Origin of the sequence: Nonomuraea sp. NPDC050536, assembly GCF_044457685.1 — a bacterium.
Taxonomy (GTDB): Bacteria; Actinomycetota; Actinomycetes; order Streptosporangiales; family Streptosporangiaceae; genus Nonomuraea.
In genome coordinates, this window is the sequence record NZ_JBITHD010000003.1 from 160,787 (window position 1) to 186,007 (window position 25,221).

Sequence of the window (25,221 nt, forward strand, 5' to 3'; positions counted from 1 at the left end):
GTGCTCTCAGTGGCAGGTGTAGGTGGGGCTGGTGTCCTTGACCTGACCGTCGACGCCGATCAGCTGCCAGCCGTACGTGCTGTCGGTGAAGGTCAGCTTCAGCACCCCGAAGGTGTCGGTCAGCCGCTTCTGGCTGTTCGGCTGCACGTTCTCGATCTTGTACGGCGAGGCGCCGCCCATCCCGCCCACCACCTCGACCAGGCCGTTGGGGTCGGCCTGAGCACTGGCGTTCTGCGGAGCGAAGCGCTCGTAGATGTGGTCGTGCCCGGTGAGCACCAGGTCGGCGTGGGCGTCCTGGAGCGCCTGCCAGGCGGGCCTGCTGGCCGGGTTGTTGCCGTGCTCGCCGGAGCTGAACAGCGGGTGGTGCCAGTAGGCGGCGACGCAGCCCTTGGTGGTGGCCGCCAGGTCCGCCTTCAGCCAGGTGAGCTGGGCCGACTGGTCGAAGGAGTTGGAGTCCAGCGCGATGAAGTGCCAGTTGCCCTGGTCGTAGCTGTAGTAGCTCTTGCCCTGCGGGAACGCGATGCTGCCGAAGTAGGACTTGTAGCCGGCCTCGAAGCCCGCCGGGTCGTAGCTCTCGTGGTTGCCGGGGGCCGGGTGGGTCTTGGCCTTGAAGGCGCCCCAGGTCTTGGCGTAGTAGTTCTGGAAGTCCGACAGGCGGGCGTCGTCGTACTGGTTGTCGCCCATCGTGATGACGAACTGCGGGTTCATGTTCTGGACCAGGGCGGCGGTCTTCGGGTGCATGCAGCCGCTGTCACTCGCGGTGCACTGCTCGGCGATGTCACCCGCCGCGGCCACGGTGAAGCCGACGCCAGGGGTGGGCGTGGTCGGCGGGTCCGTCGGGGTGGTGGTGCCGCCGAACACCTGCATCTCGTAGAGGGAGTAGCCGTAGCTCGTGCCCCGCTTGCTCCCATACATACGGACATATCGCCCGGTGCCGGAAATTTGGAGATCGTCGGCGCCGCCGTCGCCCGCGGTGGTCGAGTAGATGGTGGTCCAGGTGGAGGCGTCGTCGCTGGTCTGGATCTTGTACGACTTGCCGTACGCGTCTTCCCAGAACAGCTTGACGTGCGTGATCTGCTGTGACGAGCCGAGGTCGACCCGCAGCCACTCGGGGTCGTGACCTTCCTGCGAGGCCCATCGTGTGCCGGTGGTGTCGCCGTCGAACGCCTTCGCGGCGGCGTAGGAGGAGGACTCCTTGGAGGAGGAGGTGGCCGGTTTGCCCTGGGACAGCAGGGTCTCGGCGGCGCCAGCCGAGGTGGCGACGGCGACCACGAGCAGGGAGGCGACCAGGGACAGGCAGGCGGCCAGGGCTAAGCGGGCTCTGGACATGACAGGACTCCAGGGGGTGAGAGATCCGGGCACGCTGGCTCGGTGCGTGGCGGCTGGAGGCCGTCGCACACCCTTACCGCGGCCGGGACAGCAGATCTCTCGCTGAGCACGTCACCCGCCGGGCTTCCACCCACGGGCCGCGCCAAGCCGCTCCACCCGGCATCGTGGCAAACCCCGCAAACCCCTGTCAAGAAAGTTAGGAACCTTTCTTAACCAACATCCCGTGTACGGCAAGCATCCCCACCGTGGCTTCGCCCCTTGCCGTCAGCGAGAAGAGCAGGAAGGGACGGGGACGCTAAGCGAGGACTCCCCGCAAGGTGGTGGCGAAGTCCTTCGGATGGTAGACGAAGCCGCCGTGGTCGCCGGGGAAGTCGATCAGGGAGGTGCCGAGGCGGTCGGCGAGGGCGGCGGCGGTGCGCTGGGCGAACTGGCCCTTGGAGGTCGCGCCGCCGGCGGGCACCACGTGGACGGGGCCCGACCGGAGTGCGTCGAGGTCGGGCTCGTAGAGGGTGATGGGCAGCAGGCCCTGGCCGAAGAAGCGTTCGCTGGTCGCCACCATCTCGGCCGTCGGCGGCTGCGGCGTGGCATCGCCGCCCTGGGGAGGCATGCCGAGGCCGGTGAAGGCGAAGAACTTCTGCCACGCGGCGCCGATGCCCTCGGCGCGGAAGGCGTCGTAGATCTCCTGGACCCCGGCACGCGCCTGGTCGGCATCGGGGAGGAGCAGGGCCACGGGCGGCTCATGGGCGACGAGGGTGCGTACGTGGCCGGGGAAGCGGGCGGCCAGCGCGAGCCCGGTGACGGCGCCGCCGCTGCTGCCGAACACGTCCGCCGGTCCCCCACCGACCGCGTCAAGCACCCGGCGGACGTCGTCGGCGACCAGGTCGGGCTCGGCGTCCTGACCGCGGTCGTCGATGGTGCTGCGGCCGAAGCCCCGGGGGTCGTACGTGACGATCGTGTGGTCGTCGGCCAGCACCGACGCGATCGGGGCGAACCCGTCGGCGCCCATCGGGTGGCCGATCAGCATCAGGAGCGGCCCCGAGCCCTGCACGTCGTAGTGCAGCCGCGCGCCCGGGACGTCCAGCGTGTAACTCGTGGATGACGACATGTCCAGCTCACCCTCCATCGGGGGTCCGCGATGCCAACGCCCCGAGGCTAACTCCCCGATCTCCGGTACGGCGGGCCACCAGGCCTGCCGTACCGCAAGAACTGCCGCACGGAAAAGCTGCCGGTCAGAAGAAAGGAGACCGCTAGCCGCCCAGGCAGGCAGGCCCGAGGAGTTGCTTCAGGTCGCCCATGAGGGCCGGGGAGGGGGTGACGCGGTAGCGGTCCTCGACGCGCATGACGGTGGTCCTCGGCCCGCTGTGCACCTGCAGGTGGACCTCGGACGTGCCAGGATGCGTGGTGAGGATCTCCTTGAGGCGGCCGACCACCGGCGGCGTGCACCGCGTCATGGGGAGGCTGACGACGAGCGGACCGCCCGCCTCCTGGGTGAGGTCGGGCGCGGTCACCTCCATCGCGATGATCTTGGCCACGTCCTCGCGCTTGTCGATGCGGCCCTTGACGAAGACGATCGCGTCCTCGGCCAGGATCGTCGAGCACAGCTGGTAGGCCGACGGGAAGATCATCACCTCGATGGAGCCTTCGAGGTCCTCCAGCTGGGTGAGCACCCAGGTGTCGCCCTTCTTGGTGACCTTGCGCTGCACGCCGGACAGGATGCCGCCGACCGTGACGATCTGCCCGTCGGTGCGGCTGTCGTCCTGCAGCGCGGCGATCGAGCAGTCGGCCCCGGCCGACAGGATGTGCTCCACGCCGAACAGCGGGTGGTCGGAGACGTACAGGCCCAGCATCTCCCGCTCGAACTGGAGCAGGGTGTTCTTGTCCCACTCGCCGACCGGGATCTGCACGTCGAAGGTCTGGTCCTCCTCGCCCTCGACGGCGCCGAACAGCGAGTCCTGCCCGATGGCCTCGTTCTTCTTGATGTCGATGATCGCGTCGACGGCCTGCTCGTGCACCATGACCAGGCCCTTGCGGACGTGACCCAGCGAGTCGAAGCCGCCGGCCTTGATCAGCGACTCGATGACGCGCTTGTTGCAGACGATGGCGGGCACCTTGCGCAGGAAGTCCTTGAAGTCGACGAAGCGACCCTTCTCCTTGCGCGCCTTGAGGATCCCGTCGACGACGTTGCCGCCCACGTTGCGGACGGCCGACAGCCCGAAGCGGATGTCGGTGCCGCGCGGGGTGAAGTCGAAGTCGGAGTCGTTGACGTCCGGCGGGTAGACCTTGATGCCCATCCGGCGGCACTCGTTCAGGTAGAGGGCCGACTTGTCCTTGTCGTCCTTCACGCTGGACAGCAGCGCGGCCATGTAGGCGGCGGGGTGGTTGGCCTTCAGGTAGGCGGTCCAGTAAGCGATCAGGCCGTAGGCGGCGGTGTGCGCCTTGTTGAAGGCGTAGTCGGAGAACGGCAGCAGGATGTCCCACAGGGCCTTGATCGACGCGGCGGAGAAGCCGTTGTCCTGCATGCCCTTCTCGTAGAACTCGTACTGCTTGTCCAGCTCGGACTTCTTCTTCTTGCCCATCGCGCGGCGCAGCAGGTCGGCACTGCCGAGCGAGAACCCGGCCACCTTCTGCGCGATGGCCATGACCTGCTCCTGATAGACGATCAGGCCGTAGGTCGTGTCGAGGATGTCCTTGAGCGGCTCCTCCAGCTCGGGGTGGATCGGCGTGATCTCCTGCTGGGCGTTCTTGCGCAGCGCGTAGTTGGTGTGGGAGTTGGCGCCCATCGGGCCGGGACGGTACAGCGCGAGGGCGGCGGAGATGTCCTCGAAGTTGTCGGGGCGCATGAGGCGCAGCAGCGAGCGCATGCCGCCGCCGTCGAGCTGGAAGACGCCGAGCGTGTCACCGCGGCTGAGCAGCTCGTAGGACTTGCGGTCGTCCAGCGGCAGCTTCAGCAGGTCGATCTTCTCGCCGGAACTGGCCTCGATCATCTTGAGGCAGTCGTCCATGATGGTGAGGTTGCGCAGGCCCAGGAAGTCCATCTTCAGCAGGCCGAGCGTCTCGCAGGTCGGGTAGTCGAACTGCGTGATGATCGCGCCGTCGGAGTCGCGGCGCATGATCGGGACGTGGTCGGTCAGCACCTCGCTGGACATGATCACGCCGGCGGCATGCACGCCGGTCTGCCTGATCAGGCCCTCCAGGCCGCGCCCGAGGTCCATCGTCGACTTGACGTCGACGTCCTCCTCGTAGAGCTTGCGCAGCTCGCCCGCCTCGTTGTAGCGGGGGTGGTCCTTGTCGAAGATGCCCGACAGCGGGATGTCCTTGCCCATCACGGCGGGCGGGAAGGCCTTGGAGAGCCGGTCGCCCAGCGCGTAGGGATAGCCCAGGACGCGGCCGGCGTCCTTGATGGCGGCCTTGGCCTTGATGGTGCCGAACGTGGCGATCATGGCGACCTTGTCGGCGCCCCACTTCTCGGTCACGTAGCGGATCACGTCGGCCCGCCTGCGCTCGTCGAAGTCGATGTCGACGTCGGGCATGGACACGCGCTCGGGGTTGAGGAACCGCTCGAAGATCAGGCCGTGGGGCAGCGGGTCGAGGTCGGTGATGCCCATCGCGTAGGCCACCAGCGAGCCCGCGGCCGAGCCTCGGCCGGGGCCGACGGGGATGCCGTTCTCCTTGGCCCACATGATGAAGTCGGCGACCACGAGGAAGTAGCTCGGGAAGCCCATCTGCTCGATGATCCCGATCTCGTACTCGCACTGCTTGCGGTGCTGCTCGTCGAAGCCCTCCGGCCAGCGGCGGTCCATGCCCTCCCAGACGACCTTGCGGAAGTAGTCCAGCTCGGTCAGGCCATCGGGGATGGGGTAGGTCGGCATCAGGTTCTTGAACTGGAAGAACCCGCTCGTGTCGACCTTCTCGGCCACCAGCAGCGTGTTGCGGCAGCCCTCGGCCCACAGGTCGGAGGAGTCGACGGCACGCATCTCGTCGGCGGTCTTGATGTAGTAGCCGGACCCGTCGAAACGGAAGCGGTCGGGGTCGGACAGCTGCTTGCCGGTCTGGATGCACAGCAGGGCGTCGTGGGAGGAGGCGTCGGACTCGTAGGTGTAGTGCGAGTCGTTGGTGACCAGCGGCGGGATGCTCAGCTCCTTGCTGATCCTGGTCAGCCCGTCGCGGACGCGGCGCTCGATGTCGAGCCCGTGGTCCATGATCTCCAGGTAGAAGTTGTCCTTGCCGAAGATCTCCTGGAACTTCGCCGCGGCCTTGAGCGCCTCGTCGTACTGCCCGAGCCGCAGCCGGGTCTGCACCTCGCCCGACGGGCAGCCGGTGGTGGCCATCAGCCCGTCGGCGTGCTCGGCGAGGATCTCGGCGTCCATGCGGGCCCACTTGCGCACGAAGCCCTCGGTGTAGGCGCGCGAGGACAGCTTCATCAGGTTGTGCAGGCCGGTCTTGTTGCGCGCCCAGATCGTCATGTGGGTGTAGTAGCCACCCGCGGAGACGTCGTCGCGCTTCTGATGCGGCTCGCCCCACAGCACCGGCTTCTTGTTGTGGCGCAGCTCCGGCGCCACGTACGCCTCGATGCCGATGATCGGCTTGATGTCGGCGGCGGTGGCCTGCCTGTAGAACTCGTAGGCGCCGTGCATGTTGCCGTGGTCGGTGATCGCGATCGCCGGCATGCCCAGGTCGCCGACCTGTTTGAACATCTGCTTCAACCGCGCCGCGCCGTCCAGCATGGAGTACTCCGTGTGGACGTGCAGATGTACGAACGAGTCAGTGGACGACATGGAGCGGCGCCTCCTCGATCTGCTGTGGGTGTAGGCAAGAGCCTAGTGGGCCGCACCGACAATGCGGGGCGGCCGACACCAACCCCGTCTGCTTTCCGGGGCGAATCCAGTCCCTCCCCGTTAGCCTGTCACCAGCGGCAATCCTTCCTTGCAGGAGGCTCCCCCATGCCGGAAATGCAACTCGACTTCGACGGCCTCATCCAGGTCGTGGCGAAGAACCTCTACGCGGAGAAGAAGGTCTTCATCCGCGAGCTGATCCAGAACGCGCACGACTCGATCAAGCGGCGCGCGCACGCGGATCCAGGAGTGGGCCAGATCGACATCGAGACGCGCCCCCAGGAGCTGGTCATCGCGGTCCGCGACAACGGCATCGGCATGGACCGCGACGACCTGGTCGACTACCTGTCGAACGTGGGCAGCTCGCTCACCAAACGCGAGGGCGCCGAGATCGAGGGCCTGATCGGCCAGTTCGGCATCGGGTTCCTGTCGGCGTTCGTGGTGGCCAGGAAGGTCGAGGTGCGCACCAGGAAGCAGGGCGCCGAGGAGGGCTGGCTCTGGGAGAACGAGGGCAGCAAGGAGTACCGCCTGGAGCCGTGCCCGGTGCCGTCGGCGGGCACGACGGTGACGGTCTTCCTGCGGGACGAGACCGACCGCGGGCTGATCCAGGAGAGCGAGGTCCGCGACCTGATCAGGAAGTACGCGGACATGCTGGCGGTGCCCATCCACCTCAACGGCGCGCCGCACGCCGAGAACCAGATGGGCATGCCGTGGGAGAAGACCGGGCTCACCCGCCAGGAGCTCCAGATCGACTGCCACACCTACGTGCAGCGCACCTTCAACGACCTGGTCCTCGAGGCGATCCCGGTCCGCCTGGAGGCGCCCGTCAGGGCCAACGGCGTGCTGTACATCAGCAAGACCCGGGTGATCGACGTCGACCAGCCGCGCACGGTCCGCGTGTTCCAGAACCGCATGTTCCTGTGCGAGAACGCATCCGACGTGCTGCCCCAGTGGGCCAGGTTCGTCAACGGCATCATCGACACGCCCGACCTGACGCCCACCGCGGCCCGTGACAACTTCATCCGCGACGACACCACCCGCATGCTCCAGGAGGCGCTGGGCGACCTGGTCATCGAGCACCTGCAGCGGCTGCGGGAGGAGGAGCCGTCCCGGTTCTCCGACATCGCCCTCTACCACCGCCTGGGCTTCGCCGCGGCCTGCTACTACTACCCCGCCTTCTTCGAGAAGTTCGCCGACCTGCTGCTCTGGCGCACCAACCTGGGCCAGGAGAAGGAGGAGCTCAAGCGCCTGGTGCCCACGCCCGAGCTGCTGCACCGGCTGCGCACGCTGCCGGAGATCCTGTCGGGGCTGCCCGAGGACGGCGGCCGCAAGCGGCTGGCCTGCTTCACCACGCTCAACACCGCCGCGCAGTACTTCGAGATCGCCAACGCCGCCGGCACCACGGTGGTCGACGCCAGCCACTTCTACGAGGAGCAGCTGCTCGAGGCCTACACGCGGCTGCCCGGCGTGGCGGTCGACCTGGTGCACGTCGACCGCCAGGAGGACAGGGACATCTTCCGCCCGCTCGAGCGGGACGACCGCGACGTGCTGCGGCTGGCCGAGACCATGTCGCTCACGCTGCGCACCCCGTTCGGCGGGAAGATCAGCGCGGAGGCCAGGCGGTTCAAGCCCGCAGAGATCCACGCGATCCTGCGCGCCGACGCCCGCACCACCGCGCAGCAGAAGGCCGACGAGGTGCGCCGCGACCCCAACGCGGCCTCCTACGTACGCGAGATCGCCGAGGAGCTGGCCAGGCTCACCGAGACCGCCTCTCCGCAGCGCCTGACGATCAACGCCGACAACCCGCTGGTGCGCAGGATGGCCCAGCAGGACCTCAACGACCCGGTCGTCAGGCAGCTGATGAACGGCCTGTACAACAGCGCGGTGATCGCCCACGGCGAGCTGATCACCTCCAGCACGCTCAGCGCCTTCCAGGCCCAGTTCCACGACCTGATGTCGCGCAGCCTGGACTTCCTCGAGGGCCAGGCCGAGCTGCGTGAGGCCCAGGCGCGGCTGCGGGTCGAGGAGGAACGCCGCAGGGCGACGACGGGCCCGCAGCCCCGCCACCGCATCGTCTTCCTGATCACCCCGTTCGCGGCCAGATACCAGCCGCTGATCGAGGCGTGCAGGCAGACGGTCGAGGAGCGCTGGGGCTGCCAGCTCATCGTCGGCGGCGACGTCCACGACGACCCGCGCCTGCTGGAGAACCTGCGCCTGCACATGGGCAAGGCGCACGCCTTCCTGGCCGAGATCACCGACGCCAACCCCAATGTGATGTACGAGCTGGGCGTCGCGCACGGCACGCACAGCGGCCGCCCGGTGGTCCTGCTGCGCGAGGGCGACGGTACGGCGGGCGACGCCGACATCCCGAGCGACCTGAAGGGCATGCTCTACATCCCCTACTCCTCCGGCGCGGGCGGTCAGCTGACCGAGCACCTGGACCGCGAGATCCGCAAGTCCACGGCGCTGCGCGAGCTCGTGGAGGGCGACGGCTGGGCCACGTACCTGTCGCCCGGCAGGCTGCAGGAGAAGATCAGGCCGCTGGCACTGACGCCCGAGGTCATCAAGCGCCTGGCCAACCGATTTCCCACGGTCGAGGACTGGCAGCAGGCGGGCGCCGACGAGGTGGCCGCCATCCTCGGCCCTGAGGAGTCGGAGTTCGCGGAGATCCTCATCGGCAAGGCCGGTAAGCCCCAGTGATCGACGACCTCGACGAGCTCGCCGCCGAGGCCGACCGGGCGGCCAGGGAGAACCGCTGGCTGGAGGCCGCCTTCCTGTACGAGCGCGCGCGGGAGCGCGAGACGGCTCCGCAGCGGGCGGCAGAGCTGGCCACGGAGGCCGCCTACGCCTGGTACCACGCCGACAGGAGCTATCGCGCGCTTGAGCTGGTGCTGGAGATCCTGCGGGGCCCGCCGGACGCGATCAACGCCTGGGTCCGCAGCGAGACGGCCAGACTGCGCTATTACGTGGCCTTCGACGATCCGCGGCCCGAGCGCCTGGCGCGGCTGCTTGAGGAGGCGTGCACGAGCGCCGACGCCCTGTACGACGGCGCCTCGTCCGACTCCGCGGGCATGCGCGCCGACGTGGCGCGGATCATGGGCGACTGGCCGGCGGCGCTGGAGCACTGCGAGGTGGCCTGGTCGCGCGGCGCGGACCGGGGGCGCATCCACCGGGCCTGGCACGCCGAGATCGCCGCCGAGACCTGCCTCGTGCTGGGCAGGACGCGGGAAGCACACCGGTGGATGACGTGCGTCGAGGATTTCGCCGACATCCACTGGATCCGGCGCTCCGCGGCCGAGCTGCGGCTGGACCTCGCGGTGGCGGAGAACCAGGCGCAGACCGCGAGGTCGGCTCTGCTGCGTGTGGACGAGCTGATCGCCACCGAGCAGGCGCCGTGGGCACGCAACCGCGTCGAGATGACAGGAGTCCGCGCCCTGCTGCTCGATCCCGGCAACGGCGATCCCGGCGATCCCTCGCACCTGGCCCGGCATCGCCTGGCACAGAGCGGCCCGTTCGAGACCACGCCCTACCGCGATCTCCTCACGGCCTACCGGCGCCGCCATGTGGAGGCGACGATCGAGCTGGCCGCGCTGCGCCACGGCGCGGGCGTGCCGCCGGTGGACGACTTCTACTACCTGCGCCCCCAGACGGCGCCCGCGCCGTCCGCGCCTCCTCCCGGCATGGCGGATCGGGTACGGCGGGCCAGGGCGGCGTCCGCGGCCGCGGTCGAGGCGGGCACCCTGGCCGACGAGCCGCTCGGGTGCACGTGGCGTGCTGATCTGGCCAGGGAGCTGCTGGGCCGTACCGAGGAGCTGGCGGCCGTCTTCGGGCTCTGACCGCGTGCCACGCCCGCCCGCGCGGCCACGGTGGCGATCGCGATCGGCTGGAAAGCCTGTAAGCGCTGACCCGCCGGGCGGTTTAGGCTCTTGGCTGCGGAATGATCGCCGGCCGGGGGAGGGCGTGCTGGACGGGGCAATCGGAGCCGCGCTGGTCCGGCACCGGCGGCACATCGTGCGGACGGCGGTCGCGGCGACGCTCGGTGTGCTGCTCGCCGTGGGCGTGGTCGCGCTGGACGTCCCGCGCCTCGTCGCGTGCGCGGCGTTACGCGCGGGCTGCCCGGCCGACGGGCCGCCACGCGGCCGGCTGCCCTCGCTGACCCGGCTGACGCCCACCCAGGTGGCGCTGAGCGGGACCTATGTGGCTCTCGGCGACTCCTACTCCTCCGGGGAGGGCGTCTACCAGGCGGGCGAGCGCCCGCTCAACGGCGGCGCCGACCGCTGCCACCGCGCCCAGGGCTCCTACGCGCCGCAGATCGCCGGAGCTTTCAGCTTCGGCAGCGGGATCTCCTTCTGGGCCTGCAGCGGCGCCACCACCACGCAACTGCTGCACGGCCAGTACGGCATGCAGCCCCAGATCGACCGGGTCACGAGCACGGCGAGCCTGGTGACGCTCAGCATCGGCGGCAACGACGCCGGCTTCACCAGCGTGCTGCGGGCGTGCATCGTCAAGGTGCCGTGGTCGAGCGCCTGCACCGACCAGGACGCAGAGGTGGGCCGGCGGATCGACCAGCTGCGCTCCAGCGTGCGCACGGTGCTGCGGGAGGTCAGGGTCCGCGCGCCGTACGCCAGGATCGTCGTCGTCGGCTACCCGCGGCCGTTCCCCGCCGAGCCCACGGCCGGGGTCAACAACCTGAGCGCCGACGACCAGCGCTGGCTCAACGGCGTCAGCAGGAAACTGGACGACGTGCTCGGCACGGCGGCCAAGGAGTTCGACCGGGCGATCGCGGCCTTCGGCGGCCCAGGCAGCGTGGAGTTCATCGACGCCTACGACGCCTTCGCCGGGCACGAGGTGGGCACGCCGGACCCCTACCTCAACGGGCTGGACGTGAATTTGGACGACCTGACGGTGGAGAGCCGCAGCTTCCACCCCGCGGCGGGCGGCTACAAGCGCTACGCCGAACTGGTCGACGAGCAGATCGCCACCGGGCCCGGCCGCCCGCTGAACAACTTCGGGCCGCTCACCTAGCCCTCCTCGGCGAGGTGGAGGCCGGCCTCGATCACCGCGTTCATGATCGCAGCGAGGCGCTCCTCTCCCAGCCTGGGCGCCCGCCGGGCCATCCTGGCGACCAGTGCCTGCTCCCGCTCGGGGTCGCGGCCCGCGAACCCGCCGACGGGCTTGAGCGTCTGCACGATCCCGGCGATCTCGACGCGCCGCTCGAGCAGCGTGGCCAGCGCGGCGTCGACCCGGTCGATGGCCTGGCGGCACTCGCCGAGCGTGGCCGGCGTCTCCGCCCTGACCAGCGTGCCGATGAGCGCCGCCGCTTCCAGCGCCGCGGAGGCCTCGACGGGCGACCCGTCGTGCGCCCCGTCGCCGGCCCCGACATCCGATCCGTCCTGCGCGGCGCTCTCCGCGCCGACGATCAGGCCGTCGGCCCCGGCAGCGACCGCGGCCCCGGCGAGTGCCACATTCTCCGACAAATCCACGATCACCGGCCGGCCCGAAGCCGCCCTGGCCCGCTGGAGCAGCGCCAGGTCCAACCCGGTCTCGCACAGGATGACCCGGTCGTTGCCCTGCGCCGCGCAATAGTCGGCCACGCCGAGCCACTCCTCGAGCGACGCCCCCGGCCTGCGCTCCACCACGATCGGCAACCCGGTGGCCGCGGCCTCGCGCACCAGCGGGAAGTCGCGCGTCCATGAGGCGCCCACGATCACGCCCGCGGCACGGGCGGCGATGGCGGGCAGGTCGGCCGCGGACGCGGGCTCGACCAGAGCCCCCTCCGCGAAACGGTGGCCCGCCTCGCCCTCGCCGAGGCGGCGCTGCGGCACACCGGAAGAGCGCAGGCTCACCCGGTTACGGATCACGACGGCTGGTCCATCACCCACGCGCAGCCCGCCCAGGGTGACCACGCGGCGTTCCAAGGTCGACGACATCTTCGGCTCCCGACTCGGGCCGGCTCTCCCGGAGCCGGCTGACAATCAAAAAGGCAGAGACGGGGTCTCTGCCTTCGTGCCGACTCCAGGTGGTCGCTACCTTACGACCGGCCCTCCCGGAGCCGGCTCGGTAAACGTGTAGCGACAAGTCATGTCAAGAACACTACACCCCCCGTCCACCTGCCGAAGCACCCTTCCCACATGCCGGACTGACCTTCAGGCGAGTCGCCGTAGATCCCTGCCTATGGGAGTATTTCTTGGCCTAGAGGAGGGTTTGAGGCCGTTGACGTCGGATCGTAAGCGGGGCGAGCGCCGCATCGCCGGTCGGTACCAACTGCAGGAACCCATCGGCAAGGGCGGCATGGGGATCGTGTGGCGGGCCCACGACGAGCTCCTTGACCGCACGGTCGCCGTCAAGGAGGTCAGGTACGCCGCGGCCTTGGGCGACGAGGTCCAGCTGCTGAACCGGCGGACCATGCGCGAGGCGCGGGCGGCGGCCAGGTTCGAGCACCCGAACGCCATCATCGTGCACGACGTGATCGAGGAGGACGGCCGCCCCTGGATCGTCATGCAGCTGGTGCCCTCCCGCTCCCTGGGAGCGGTCATCAAGCAGGACGGCCCTCTGCCGCCCAAGCGGGTGGCCGAGATCGGCCTGGCCGTGCTCGACGCGCTGCACAGGGCGCACGAGGCAGGCGTGATGCACCGCGACGTCAAACCCGAGAACGTGCTGCTGGCCGACGACGGCCGGGTGGTGCTGACCGACTTCGGCATCGCCACGCTGGAGACCGAGACCCAGCTCACGGTCACAGGCCTGGCGGGCACGCCGGCGTTCATCGCGCCCGAGCGGCTCAAGGGGCTGCCCGCGCGGCGCGAGTCGGACCTGTGGTCGCTGGGCGCCACGCTCTACACCGCGCTGGAAGGCCGCTCTCCGCACGAACGCGGGATGGCGCTGGCGACGATGCACGCCGTACTCACCGACCCGCCGGACCCGGCCGAGCAGGAAGGGCCGCTGGGAGAGGTCATCCAGGGACTGCTGGTCAAGGAGCCTGTGCAGCGCCTGACCTATGAGGAGACGGCGCGGCTGCTGCGGCGGGCCATCGCGCGGGCCAGGATGGCGCGGACCCGGGTCGAGCCCGAGTCCGACGAGGACGACATGCCCACCGACCCCACGCTGCGCGCGATCCGGTTGCCGGAGACGGGCACCCGCCTCGCCCCCGCCGTGGAGCCGGACGAGCCCGACGCCACCCGCCGGGCGCCCCGCGACCGGTCCCTCGGCTCGCCCGGCGAGGGGGCGCTGGGTTCGCTCAGGGAGGCGCCGCGCGATCTGGCCCGCGAGGACGCCTGGCGCAGCGCCCGCCAGCCCGAGCAGCGCGAGGCGTTCCACGCCCATGACGCCGAGTCCATCGACCTGCCCCCGGCCGAGCCGACGGTCCGCTCGCGCGGTGGCGACGGCCGCAGGTTCGGCCCGATCGCGGCCGCCGGCGCGGCCGTCGTGCTGGTCGCCGGCGTGGGCGGCTACCTGGGCCTGCACTCCGTCTCCTCGACGCCCCCGTCGCCCAAGAAGGAGCACGCCTCCCTGGCGCCGTCCACGCCCCCCACCAAGCGGGGCTCGCCGAGCACGTCCCCCACCACGTCCCCGCAGACGCCCTCGCCGACGGCCTCCGCGGACGCGCTGCCGGACGGCTGGAAGATGTACAAGGACAAGCAGATGGGCTTCTCGGTGGCCCTGCCGAAGGGCTGGGACGAGTACAACCGCAACGGCAACCAGGTCTTCTTCCGCGGCCCTGGCGCGGCCTCCAACGCCTTCCTCATGATCGAGGAGGCGGACAAGCCCGGCGACGACCCGTACAAGGACTGGAAGCAGCAGGAGAAGGGCGCGGACAGCAGGTTCGGCGGCTACCAGCTGATCGGCATCAAGCGGGTGGACTACATGAAGTCCGCCGCCGATTGGGACTTCACCTGGAACACCAACACGGGCAAGACCCATGTCCGCAACCGCGGCTTCCTGACCGGCAACGGCCGCGGCTACGCGCTGTACTGGCACAACCTGGCCAGCAGGTGGAAGAAGGATCTGCACTTCTTCGAGACCTTCGCCGCCACCTTCAAACCGGCCAAGTAGGCTTTCCATCCGTGGAAAGGCAGGTCAGCAACCGTTACCGCCTCATCGAGCCCCTCGGCGAGGGCGGGATGGGGATCGTCTGGCGCGCCTACGACGAGCTCCTTGACCGCACCGTCGCCATCAAGGAGGTCCGCTACAGCGGGATCGGCGACGCCAAGCGCTCCGAGCTCAACTCCCGCACGATCAGGGAGGCCAGGGCCGCGGGCCGGCTGGACCATCCGTCGGTGGTGATCATCCACGACGTGATCGAGGAGGACGGCCGGCCCTGGATCGTCATGCAGCTGGTGCGCTCGCGCTCGCTGGCCGAGGTCATCCGCGAGCAGGGGCCGCTGCCGGTCGGGCAGGCGGCGCTGATCGGCTCGCGGGTGCTCGACGCGCTGCGCGCCGCGCACGCGACCGGGGTGCTGCACCGCGACGTCAAGCCGGAGAACGTGCTGCTGGCCGACGACGGCCGGGTGGTGCTGACCGACTTCGGCATCGCCGCGCTCGAGGCCGAGGCGGGGCTGACGGCCACCGGCGGGCTGGTCGGCACGCCCGCGTACATGCCGCCCGAGCGGCTCAACGGCGAGCCCGCGCGGCCCGAGTCCGACCTGTGGTCGCTGGGCGCGACGCTGTACACCGCGGTCGAGGGCGAGCCGCCGTTCCGCCGCGACAGCTGGGCGGCGACGGTGGCCGCGGTGCTGCGCGACGAGCCCAGGCCGCCGGCGCGGGCCGGCGCGCTCACCCCGCTGATCATGGGTCTGCTGCGCCGCGACCCGGCCGCCAGGATCTCCGCCGAGCAGGCCGCCGAGATGCTGCGGGCCGCGGCGGCCGAGCCGTACCGCACGATGCCGCTCCAGGCGCCGCGGCGCGCCAGGAGGCGTTCGGTCAGGTGGCCGGCGATCGGCGGCGGCCTGGCCCTGGTGGCCGCGCTCGGCGCGGGCGGGGTCGTCCTGGTCAACCAGCAGCAGCACACCACGCCGCCGCCCACTCCGGCTCCCACTCAGACGCCCCCTCAGACTCCCACTCGGACTCAGACGACCTCCCCGACCGCGACACCCACGAAGTCGCCCAAGCCGACGGTCAACCCGCTGCCCGCGGGCTGGCGGCTGCTCACCAACGCCGAGGGCCGCTTTTCGATCGGCATCCCGCAGGGCTGGCAGGCCAAGAAGAACCCCAAACGCGCCAGCATCTCCGCGAGCGGCCCCGACTCGTCAGGGACGCTGATCGTGGAGTGGACTGCTCCTGAGAACGGGTGGACCAGCGCCGTCGCCCACTGGCGCGACGTCGAGCAGCAGATCAAGGACCAGGGCGCGGTCGACTACACCCGGCTCGGGATCATGCCTGTCCGATACCTGGGAATGCAGGCCGCCGACTGGGAGTTCACCAGGAAGAACGGCCAGGGCACGTTGATCCACGTGCTCAACCGGGGCTTCCGCACCGCCGACGGCCGCACGTACGCGGTGTACTGGGAGACCCCCGACGCCGACTGGGACACCAACCGGCACTACTTCGACACCTTCACGGAGACGTTCAGACCGCGATGAAAGAGCAGGCCCACTTCTGGCGGCGCCCGGCGGTGCCGGAGGTCGACCTGCTCAAGGCCCGCTACGTGACCCACCGCTTCGCCCGGCACGTGCACGACTCCTACGCGATCGGGGTCATCCTGACCGGCGTGGAGGAGTTCCACCACCGCGGCAGCCTGCTGCGGGCGGGCGAGGGCGAGATCGTGCTGGTCAACCCCGACACCCCGCACACCGGCCAGGCGGGCGTGCCCGGCGGCTGGGCCTACCGCATGCTCTACCCGTCCACGGACTCGATCGCCGCGCTGGCGGAGGAGCTGGGCCTGCCGTACGGCACGCCGTACTTCCCCGAGCAGGTGGTCCGCGACCCGGCGGTGGCGGCGCTGCTCGGCCAGGCGCACCTGGCGGCCGAGCTCGGCGACGACCTGGCCGCCTCCACGCTGGTGCGCACGTCGTTCGCCCGGCTGCTGTCGGCGCACGGCGCGCCCAGGCCGACGGCTCCGCAGGCCGCGGCGGGCGCGCAGGCGGTGCGTGAGGCGCTGGACGTGCTGCGCGGGCGCCTGGTCGACCCGCCGACGCTGGAGGACCTGGCGGCGGAGGTGCGGGCCAGGCCGTTCCCGCTGCTGCGCGCGTTCAAGGCCGCCACGGGCCTGCCGCCGCACGCCTACCTCACCCAGCTGCGGGTACGCCAGGCCCGCCGCCTGCTCGATTCGGGCGTACGGCCGGCCGAGGTGGCCGCCGAGGTGGGCTTCACCGACCAGGCCCACCTGAACCGGCACTTCAAGCGCATCGTGGGCGTCCCTCCCGCGGCCTACCAGCGGGCCGCAGGAACGTACAAGACTGGACAATCCCCCACCGCCTAGCCTCGGGCGTCATGGAACAGACGACATACCGTTCCTCGGCCATCCGGGACGGTTTGGGAGTTGGCCTGGCGGTCGGACTCTCGGGGATGGCCTTCGGAGCGGCCGCGATAACCTCGGGGCTGAGCGTGGCGCAGGCGTGCGCGATGAGCCTGCTGGCCTTCACCGGCGCTTCGCAGTTCGCCTTCGCCGGCGCCGTGGGCGCGGGCGGCGACCTGGTGGCGGCCGCCGCGAGCGCGCTGCTGCTCGGCGGCAGGAACACGCTGTACGGCCTGCGGATGGCCGACACCCTGGGCTTCCGCGGCCCGCGCAGGCTGCTGGCGGCGCACGGCGTGATCGACGAGACGACCGCGGTGAGCCTGGCCCAGCCGACCCCGGAGGCGTCCAGGGTGGGCTTCGTGACCACGTTCGCCTCGCTGTACGTGGTGTGGAACCTGACCACGCTGGCCGGCGCGCTGGGCACCTCGGCCCTGGGCGATCCGGGCGTGCTCGGGCTGGACGCGGTGGGTCCCGCGACGTTCCTGGCGATCCTGTGGCCGCGCCTGGCCGGCGACAGGCGGCTGCGGGTGCTGGCCGCGACCGGAGCGGCGATCGCGCTGTGCGCGACCCCGTTCTTCCCGCCCGGCGTGCCCGTGCTGCTGTCGGCCGTGGCCGTGCTGGTGGTGCTGTTCCGATGAGCCTGTGGTGGGCCCTGATGGCCGTGTGCCTGGGCTGTTACGCGCTGAAGCTGGCGGGGCTCGCCGCGCCGCGCCGGGTGCTCGACCACCCGGTGGTGCGCCGCTTCGCCGAACTGGTGCCGGTGGCGCTGCTGTCGGCGCTGATCGCGGTGCAGATGTTCGCCCAGCAGGGCAGCCTGCACGTGGACGCCGCCAGGACCGCCGGGCTGGGCGCCGCGGTGGTCGCGCTGCTGCTGCGCGCCCCCTTCCTGGTGGTGCTGGCCGCCGCGGCGGTGGTCACCGCGCTCGTCCGGATGGCTTTCGGCTAGCCCCTGCGCGCGCGGGCCGGCCGGCGGGATTGTCCCCACGACCCGGGGGTAGCTGCCGGGCATGATTGTCGGCGGACGGTACCGCCTGCTGCGCACCATCGGCCATGGCGGCATGGGCACGGTCTGGCAGGCACACGACGAAGTGCTCGGGCGCGACGTAGCGGTCAAGGAGATCCTGCCGCCGCCGGACCTGACGGGACCCGAGCGGGAGGTGTTCTCGGTCCGCACGTTACGCGAGGCCAGGGCCGCCGGGCGGGTGGCGCACCCCGGCGTGGCCACGGTCTACGACGTGCTGGAGGAGGGCGGGCACCCGTGGATCGTGATGCAGCTGGTCCGCTCGACGACGCTGGGCGAGCGGGTGCGCGACCACGGGCCGCTGCCGGTGGTGCAGGTGGCCGCGATCGGGCTGCAGGTGCTTGAGGCGCTGCGCGCCGCGCACGCCGCGGGGGTCATGCACCGTGACGTCAAGCCCGACAACGTGCTGCTCGCCGAGGACGGCCGGGCGGTGCTGACCGACTTCGGCATCGCGACCGCCGAGGGCGAGGTGCAGGTCACCCGGACGGGCGAGGTCGTCGGCACTCCCGCCTACATGGCCCCCGAGCGGGCGGTCGGCGGCAAGGCGTATCCCGCCTCCGACCTGTGGTCGCTGGGCGCCACGCTCTACCTGGCCGTGGAGGGCCAGTCGCCCTTCCGCCGCGAGACGGCGCTGACCACGCTGGGCGCGGTCATGCACGCCGACTTGCCACCGATGGTCCGCGCGGGCGCGCTCGGCCCCGTGCTCGAGGGGCTGCTGTGCAAGGACCCGGCCGAGCGGATGCCGCTGGATGAGGCCGAGCGGCGGCTGCACACGATCGTCGCGGGCACCGGTCCCGAGCCGACCGCGCCGGTCACCGTACCGCCGTGGCGGCGCAGGGGCCCGCTGGCGGCGCTCGCCGTGGGCACGCTCGTGGTCGCCCTGGGCGCGGGCGGCGCCGCGTGGCTGTCGCGGCGCGCCGATCCCGCCCGCCTGCCGCCGTCCGAGCCGGCGGTGGTCACCGACTCCTTCACCTCACAGCAGCCCGTACGGCAGGGCCCCGCGCAAGCCACGCCCACATACGCGCCGAGCCGTACGACCCAGCCGACCCAGCCCACACCGACCCGGGCACGCACGCCCACCTCGACGCCGACCAGGACCCACACCAAGACAGGCAAGCCGACAGCGAAGGCGAGCAGGACCGCCGACCGGGTCGAGCCGTCGGACGGCGGGTGAACTCAGGACTCGGCGGTGACGATGTCGAGCGCCTTGCGCAGGTCGTCCGGGTAGTCGGAGGTGAAGGTCACCCACTCGCCCGTCGTGGGGTGCTCGAAGCCCAGCGACACCGCGTGCAGCCACTGCCGGGTCAGGCCCAGGCGGGCGGACAGCGTGGGGTCGGCGCCGTACAGCATGTCGCCCACGCAGGGGTGACGCAGCGCGGCCATGTGCACCCTGATCTGGTGGGTGCGGCCGGTCTCCAGCTTGATGTCCAGCAGGGAGGCCGCGCGGAACGCCTCGATCGTGTCGTAGTGGGTGACAGACGGCTTGCCGCCCGCGACCACGGCGAACCGGCCGTCGCCGGACGGGTGGCGGTCGATGGGCGCGTCCACCGTGCCCCTGAACGGGTCGGGGTGGCCCTGGACCAGCGCGTGGTAGCGCTTGTCGACCGTGCGCTCCTTGAAGGCCCGCTTGAGGACGGAGTAGGCGTGCTCGCTCTTGGCCACCACCATCGCGCCGGTGGTGTTGGCGTCCAGGCGGTGCACGATGCCCTGCCGCTCGGCGGCTCCGCTGGTGGCGATCGTGTGGCCGGCGCCGAGCAGGCCGCCGATCACCGTCGGGCCCGTCCAGCCGACCGTGGGGTGCGCGGCCACCCCGATGGGCTTGTTGACGACCACGATGTCGTCGTCCTCGTAGACGACGCTCATCCCGGGAACCGGCTCGGCCACCGGCATCGGCGTGGCGACCGGCGGCGGGATGACGACCTCGAGCCAGGCGCCGGCGTGCACCCGGTCGGACTTGGCGGGAGCCCTGCCGTCGACCGTGACGTCGCCCTCGGCGATCAGCTCGGCGGCCCTGGTACGGGAGAATCCGAACAGCCGCGACAGGGCAGCGTCCAGGCGCTCGCCCTCGAGCCCGTCGGGCACCGGGAGGCTGCGTTGCTCGCTCATTTCGTGTCCCTGGAGCCGTCGATCTGGTAGCCCCGCCAGGCCAGGAACACCGCCAGGATGCCCCCGCACACGATCGCCGAGTCGGCGACGTTGAACACCGGGAAGTAGTCGATCACCGGGAAGTGGCCAGGCAGCACTTCGATGAAGTCGACCACGTGTCCCTGGAACTGCGTGGACCTGCCGAATCCGGACGGGTAGCGCAGCAACCTGTCGGTGAGGTTGCCCAGCGCCCCGCCGAGCAGCAGGCCCAGCGTGATCGCCCAGGGCAGGCTACGCAGCTTGCGCGCCGTCCGCACGATCGCGACCACGACGCCGACGGCGATGAAGGTGAAGACGATCGTCATCCCGGTGCCGATGCTGAACGCCGCGCCGGAGTTGAAGATCACCCGGAACTGCAGCACGTCCTGGATGACGACCAGGGGCGCCTTGCCTTCCAGCGTCTTCAGCACCGCCGTCTTGGTGATCAGGTCGGCCGCGTAGACGACGATCGCCAGAGCGATGAGGACGGCGAGAACCCGCCCGCGCCTCCTGCCTACCGGCGCTCCTCCTTCTGCTTGCAGGCCACGCACAGCGTCGCCCTCGGGAACGCCTGAAGACGTTCCTTGCCGATCGGCTTGTGGCACGATTCGCACACTCCATAGGTCCCTGCGTCGATCCTGGCGATCGCACGTTCGTTCTGCGCGACCAGGTCGCGCGCATTCAGGGTAAGGGCGATCTCGCGTTCCCGCTCGTAGGTCTTCGCGCCCGCGTCCGCCTGGTCGTCACCCGCGCCCTGGGTGACGTCGCCCGAGGCGATCTCCGACTCGTGGCGCAGGATGTCCACGGTGAGTTCGTCGATCTCCTTCTGCAGGGCACCGCGTACCTCGGCCAGCTCCTCTTCCGACCACGTCGACTCTGTAGCGGTCTGCGTGACTGCCGCCATGGCTGCCTCCATGCTGATCAAGGCCGTAAATGGTGCGGGCAGCTTAGGTGCCCGATAACGGATCGGCAAACGACCCGCCGATGGGTTTACCCCTCCCGTACTATCCCGCCCCGCTGATTGAACCCCTCCCCCGGGGCGTCCATTCCCACAGCTTTGTAGGGATGTGCGGCGTACCCGACCACGCGGCGGGGAAACCTGGAAGCCTTTCGCTCCACTCTGCGTTATCGTTTGAACCTGCAAGGCGTTGATGGGGCCCGACTGTGAGGGATATCACCCCGGAGCCGCCGGAAGAACGGCCCCACGGGGCTCACTAGAACCGGCAGCAACACAAACGAAGTGGGCCTCCACGAGGAGGCCAAGAAGGGTGGTACCGCGGAGCCGTACGGCTTCGTCCCTTCACGCCAGTTGCCGGCAACCGTCGTGGAGGTCCCGCCCGAGATGTCTTCCCCATATTTCCGCTCTCTTCCCGCGCAGGTGGACCTGCCCGCGCTCGAGCGCGAGGTCCTTGACCGCTGGCGGGACGGGAAGATCTTCGAGCGCTCGATCGAGCAGAACGCGGGCAACCCCTCCTGGGTGTTCTACGAGGGCCCGCCCACGGCCAACGGGCTGCCAGGCGTCCACCATGTCGAGGCGCGCGTCTTCAAGGACCTGTTCCCCCGCTACAAGACCATGCAGGGCTTCACCGTCCCGCGCAAGGCCGGCTGGGACTGCCACGGTCTGCCGGTCGAGGTCGGCATCGAGAAGGAACTCGGCCTGACCGGTAAGAAGGACATCGAGGAATACGGCATCGCCGAATTCAACGCCAAGTGCCGCGAATCGGTCCTGCGCCACGTCGACGCCTTCGAAGAGCTCACCGAGCGGATGGGCTACTGGATAAACCTGTCCGACGCCTACCGCACGATGGACCCCGACTACGTGCAGTCGGTGTGGTGGTCGCTGAAGGTCATCTTCGACAAGGGGCTGCTCTTCCGCGACTTCCGGATCACGCCGTACTGCCCGCGCTGCGGCACCGGCCTGTCCGACCACGAGCTGGGCCAGCCCGGCGGGTACGAGACCGTGTCCTCGCCGTCGGTCTACGTGCGCATGCCCGCCGCCTCAGGCCCGCTGGCCGAGCTCGGCGCCAACCTGCTCATCTGGACCACGACCCCGTGGACCCTGGTGTCCAACACCGCGGTGGCCGTGCACCCCGACGTCACCTATGTCGCGGCCCGTACGGCCGGCGGCGAGGTCCTCGTGGTCGCCGAGCCGCTGGTGACCCAGGTCCTCGGCGAGGACGTGACCGAGGTGGCCCGCTTCACCGGGCGGGACCTGGAGCACACCGCCTACACCCGCCCCTTCGAGCTGGTCGACATCCCCGGCGCGCACTACGTAGTGCTCGGCGACTACGTCACCGTCGAGGACGGCACGGGTCTGGTCCACCAGGCGCCCGCGTTCGGCGCCGACGACCTGAGCGTGATCCGCCAGTACGACATGCCGGTCGTCAACCCGATCGGCCCCGACGGGCGCTTCCTCGACGACGTGCCGATGGTGGGCGGCAAGTTCTTCAAGGACGCTGACGAGCCGCTGACGGAGGACCTGCGGGCGCGCGGGCTGCTGTTCCGCGGCGGTCACTTCGAGCACAGCTACCCGCACTGCTGGCGCTGCCACACGCCGCTGCTGTACTACGCGCTGCCGTCCTGGTACATCAGGACCACCGCGGTCAAGGACCAGCTGCTGGCGGAGAACGCCAAGACCGACTGGTTCCCCGAGACGATCAAGTGGGGCCGCTACGGCGAGTGGCTGCGCAACAACGTCGACTGGTCGCTGTCGCGCTCGCGCTACTGGGGCACGCCGCTGCCGCTGTGGGTCTGCTCCGAGGACGACGCGCACGTGACCTGCGTGGGGTCGCTGGAGGAGCTCGGCACCCTGGCGGGCACCGACCTGTCGGCGCTCGACCCGCACCGCCCCTACGTGGACGACATCGCCTTCCCCTGCCCCGAGTGCTCCGCCGAGGCGCGGCGCGTACCCGACGTCATCGACGCCTGGTACGACTCCGGGTCGATGCCGTTCGCCCAGTGGGGCGCCCGCGGCAAGCCCGAGGGCGTCTACCCGGCCGACTTCATCTGCGAGGCCACCGACCAGACGCGCGGCTGGTTCTACTCGCTGATGGCCATCGGCACGCTGGTGTTCGGCCAGTCGTCCTACGAGAACGTGCTGTGCCTGGGGCTCATCCTGGCCGAGGACGGCCGCAAGATGAGCAAGCACCTGGGCAACGTGCTCGAGCCCATCCCGCTGATGGAACAGCACGGCGCCGACGCGCTGCGCTGGTTCATGGCCTGCTCCGGCTCACCGTGGGCGGCCAGGCGCGTGGGACACGGCGCGCTGGAGGAGATCGTCAGGAAGGTCCTGCTGACCTACTGGAACACGGCCTCGTTCTTCACGCTGTACGCCAACGCCGAGTCGTGGACCCCCGGGTCCGCCGCCTCGCCGGCCTCCGAGCGGCCGCTGCTCGACCGTTGGGCGCTGGCCGAGCTGAACCGCACGGTGGCCGACGTCACCGCGGCGCTGGACGCCTACGACACCCAGCGAGCCGGGCGGCTGCTGGCCGACTTCCTCGACGACCTGTCCAACTGGTACGTCCGGCGGTCGCGGCGGCGGTTCTGGCAGGGCTCCACCGACGCCTTCGCCACGCTGTACGAGTGCCTGGAGACCGTCACGCGGCTCATGGCGCCCATCACGCCGTTCGTCACCGACCACCTGTGGGACGTGCTGCGCGGGGCCGACGCGCCCGCCTCGGTCCACCTGGCCTCCTGGCCGGCCGTACGGGAGGACCTGCTCGACCCGGCGCTGTCGGCGCAGATGGCGCTGGTGCGGCGGCTGGTGGAGCTCGGACGGTCGGCGCGGGCCTCCTCGGGGGTCAAGACGCGGCAGCCGCTCGGACGGGCGCTCGTAGGTGCGCATGACTGGCCGTCGGTGCCGCAGGAGCTGCGTGACCTCATCGCCGACGAGCTCAACGTGCAGGCGCTGGAGGACATGTCCGGATTCAGCGCGGACCTGGTCTCGTACACGGTCAAGCCGAACTTCCGGGCCCTGGGCAAGCGGTTCGGGTCGCAGACCAAGCTCGTGGCCGAGGCCGTGGGCGCGGCCGAGGCCACCTCGCTGGCGCGCACGCTGCGCTCGGGCGGCACGGTGACGGTCTCGGCGGGTTCGCTCGGCGAGGTGTCGCTCGGGCCCGACGAGGTGATCGTCACCGAGCAGCCCCGGTCGGGCTGGGCCGTCGAGACGGGCGCGGTCGACACGGGCACGGGCGAGACGGTCGCGCTCGACCTCACGCTCACCGACTCGCTGCGCCAGGCCGGGCTGCTGCGTGAGGTCATCCGGCTCGTGCAGGAGGCCCGCAAGTCGACAGGCCTGTCGATCACGGACAGGATCTCCCTGTGGTGGTCGGCCACCTCGCCCGACCTCGCCACGGCCCTTCGCACGTCGGGCCAGGTCGTCGCGGACGAGGTCCTGGCCACCACCCTCACGGAGGGCACGGCCGACGACGTCCCCGCCCACACGGACGACGACCTCGGCCTCACCTTCCAGCTGCGCCGCGCCTGACCCTCACGGCGGGCCGCCCTCCCGGGTGGCCCGCCCCGCTGTGAGAGGATTGTGAACCATGGCTTAACGGTGGGGTGGGCATGCTGGAGCGGTACGAGGTGGAGGCGTTCCTGACCCTGGCCGAGGAGCTGCACTTCGGCCGCACCGCCGAGCGGCTGCACGTCTCCACCGCCCGCATCAGCCAGACCATCGCCAAGCTGGAGCGCCGCGTCGGCGTCCCGCTGTTCAACCGCACCAGCCGCCGCGTCGAGCTGTCTCCCGTGGGCCGGCGGCTCTACGACGAGCTCGCCCCCGCCTGGGCCGAGATCAACGCCGCCTTCACCCGGGCGGTCGAGGCGGGCCAGGGCGTCACCGGCACGCTCCGGGTGGCGTTCACCGATGTGGCGGCGGGGCAGCTGCTGGTGGGCATCACGCAGCTGTTCCGCACCCGGCAGCCGGACTGCGAGGTCCAGATCCGCGAGGCCCAGATCGCCAACGTCGTCCCCTGGCTGCGCGACGGCGAGGTCGACCTGGCGCTCACCGACCTGCCGATGCGCGGCCCCGGGCTCGTCACCGGGCAGGTCGTGGTGCGGGAGGCCCGGATGCTCGCCGTACCGTCGGCGCATCCCTTCGCCCGCCGTACCTCCATCACCCAGGAGGACCTGGCGCGCGTCAAGCTGGTGCGGCTGCCCGGCTCGCTCCCTGCGTCCTACCGCGACGACCGCACGCCCGCGCGCACGCCGTCGGGGCGCCCCATCGAGCCGGGGCCCGCGGCGGAGACGTTCAACGAGATCCTCACGCTGGTGAGCGCCGGCCAGGGCACCTTCCCCGTCGGTGCGCACGCGCGCCGCTACCACGCGCGGCCGGACCTGGCCTTCGTTCCCATCCAGGACGCGCCCGCCGTGGAATGGGGGCTCCTGTGGCGCGCCGACAACGCCACGGCCCGCACGCGGGCCTTCAACCAGGCCGCCCACGACCTCCTCGAGCACCCCTGACGGGG

At 70.7% G+C, this 25,221-nt stretch carries 18 protein-coding genes; 11 read left to right on the top strand and 7 right to left on the bottom strand.

What is annotated here, in order from left to right; translation table 11 throughout:
- Positions 1-6: 6 nt before the first annotated feature.
- The 3 genes from ACIBHX_RS10785 to dnaE form a co-directional block, all read right to left on the bottom strand.
- Positions 7-1,329, bottom strand: a complete 1,323-nt coding sequence (locus ACIBHX_RS10785; RefSeq protein ID WP_397066317.1) for a discoidin domain-containing protein — start codon at positions 1,327-1,329, stop codon at positions 7-9.
- Positions 1,330-1,624: 295 nt separating this feature from the next.
- Entirely contained in the window at positions 1,625-2,434 is an 810-nt protein-coding gene (locus ACIBHX_RS10790; protein WP_397066318.1) for an alpha/beta fold hydrolase, read from the bottom strand.
- A gap of 142 nt (positions 2,435-2,576) precedes the next feature.
- Entirely contained in the window at positions 2,577-6,104 is a 3,528-nt protein-coding gene (gene dnaE / locus ACIBHX_RS10795) for a DNA polymerase III subunit alpha (protein ID WP_397066320.1), read from the bottom strand.
- 165 nt (positions 6,105-6,269) lie between these two features.
- Here dnaE and ACIBHX_RS10800 point away from each other — a divergent pair, with 165 nt between their 5' ends.
- From ACIBHX_RS10800 to ACIBHX_RS10810, 3 genes are all read left to right on the top strand, one after another.
- Positions 6,270-8,861: an ATP-binding protein gene (locus ACIBHX_RS10800; RefSeq protein WP_397066321.1), complete on the top strand. Its 2,592-nt coding sequence runs from the start codon at positions 6,270-6,272 to the stop codon at positions 8,859-8,861.
- Complete coding sequence (locus ACIBHX_RS10805; protein ID WP_397066323.1) at positions 8,858-9,997, top strand: hypothetical protein; 1,140 nt, start codon at positions 8,858-8,860, stop codon at positions 9,995-9,997. The genes ACIBHX_RS10800 and ACIBHX_RS10805 overlap by 4 nt, the downstream gene beginning before the upstream one ends.
- A 124-nt stretch (positions 9,998-10,121) precedes the next feature.
- Positions 10,122-11,186, top strand: coding sequence for an SGNH/GDSL hydrolase family protein (locus ACIBHX_RS10810; protein ID WP_397066325.1), 1,065 nt, complete (start codon positions 10,122-10,124; stop codon positions 11,184-11,186).
- Here ACIBHX_RS10810 and ACIBHX_RS10815 read toward each other — a convergent pair.
- Complete coding sequence (locus tag ACIBHX_RS10815; protein ID WP_397066327.1) at positions 11,183-12,091, bottom strand: chorismate mutase; 909 nt, start codon at positions 12,089-12,091, stop codon at positions 11,183-11,185. The two genes, ACIBHX_RS10810 and ACIBHX_RS10815, sit on opposite strands and share 4 nt — an antisense overlap.
- Before the next feature lie 283 nt (positions 12,092-12,374).
- On the opposite strand from ACIBHX_RS10815, the gene ACIBHX_RS10820 reads away from it, so the two are divergent.
- The 6 genes from ACIBHX_RS10820 (at position 12,375) to ACIBHX_RS10845 (ending at position 18,806) form a co-directional block, all read left to right on the top strand.
- Entirely contained in the window at positions 12,375-14,210 is a 1,836-nt protein-coding gene (locus tag ACIBHX_RS10820; RefSeq protein WP_397066329.1) for a serine/threonine-protein kinase, read from the top strand.
- Between the two features lie 11 nt (positions 14,211-14,221).
- Positions 14,222-15,736, top strand: a complete 1,515-nt coding sequence (locus ACIBHX_RS10825) for a serine/threonine-protein kinase (protein ID WP_397066330.1) — start codon at positions 14,222-14,224, stop codon at positions 15,734-15,736.
- Positions 15,733-16,575, top strand: coding sequence for an AraC family ligand binding domain-containing protein (locus ACIBHX_RS10830; protein WP_397066332.1), 843 nt, complete (start codon positions 15,733-15,735; stop codon positions 16,573-16,575). The genes ACIBHX_RS10825 and ACIBHX_RS10830 overlap by 4 nt, the downstream gene beginning before the upstream one ends.
- 11 nt (positions 16,576-16,586) lie before the next feature.
- Entirely contained in the window at positions 16,587-17,249 is a 663-nt protein-coding gene (locus ACIBHX_RS10835; RefSeq protein WP_397066333.1) for an AzlC family ABC transporter permease, read from the top strand.
- A complete protein-coding gene (locus ACIBHX_RS10840) occupies positions 17,246-17,557 on the top strand; it encodes an AzlD domain-containing protein (protein ID WP_397066334.1) in 312 nt (103 codons plus the stop codon). Before ACIBHX_RS10835 ends, ACIBHX_RS10840 begins: the two co-directional genes overlap by 4 nt.
- Positions 17,558-17,618: 61 nt before the next feature.
- Positions 17,619-18,806, top strand: coding sequence for a serine/threonine-protein kinase (locus ACIBHX_RS10845; protein WP_397066335.1), 1,188 nt, complete (start codon positions 17,619-17,621; stop codon positions 18,804-18,806).
- 2 nt (positions 18,807-18,808) lie between these two features.
- Here ACIBHX_RS10845 and ACIBHX_RS10850 read toward each other — a convergent pair whose 3' ends face one another.
- From ACIBHX_RS10850 to ACIBHX_RS10860, 3 genes are read right to left on the bottom strand one after another with little or no spacing between them, the layout of a single operon-like run.
- Positions 18,809-19,738 carry an RluA family pseudouridine synthase gene (locus ACIBHX_RS10850; RefSeq protein WP_397066337.1) on the bottom strand — a complete coding sequence of 310 codons (930 nt, stop codon included), beginning with the start codon at positions 19,736-19,738 and terminating at the stop codon, positions 18,809-18,811.
- On the bottom strand, positions 19,735-20,307 hold the full coding sequence (lspA, locus tag ACIBHX_RS10855) for a signal peptidase II (protein WP_397066339.1): 573 nt from the start codon (positions 20,305-20,307) through the stop codon (positions 19,735-19,737). The genes ACIBHX_RS10850 and lspA overlap by 4 nt, the downstream gene beginning before the upstream one ends.
- Entirely contained in the window at positions 20,271-20,660 is a 390-nt protein-coding gene (locus ACIBHX_RS10860; protein WP_397066340.1) for a TraR/DksA family transcriptional regulator, read from the bottom strand. Before ACIBHX_RS10860 ends, lspA begins: the two co-directional genes overlap by 37 nt.
- A gap of 438 nt (positions 20,661-21,098) precedes the next feature.
- Here ACIBHX_RS10860 and ileS point away from each other — a divergent pair, with 438 nt between their 5' ends.
- Complete coding sequence (gene ileS / locus ACIBHX_RS10865) at positions 21,099-24,242, top strand: isoleucine--tRNA ligase (protein WP_397067056.1); 3,144 nt, start codon at positions 21,099-21,101, stop codon at positions 24,240-24,242.
- An 80-nt stretch (positions 24,243-24,322) separates the two neighbouring features.
- Positions 24,323-25,216, top strand: coding sequence for a LysR family transcriptional regulator (locus ACIBHX_RS10870; RefSeq protein WP_397066342.1), 894 nt, complete (start codon positions 24,323-24,325; stop codon positions 25,214-25,216).
- Positions 25,217-25,221 lie beyond the last annotated feature (5 nt).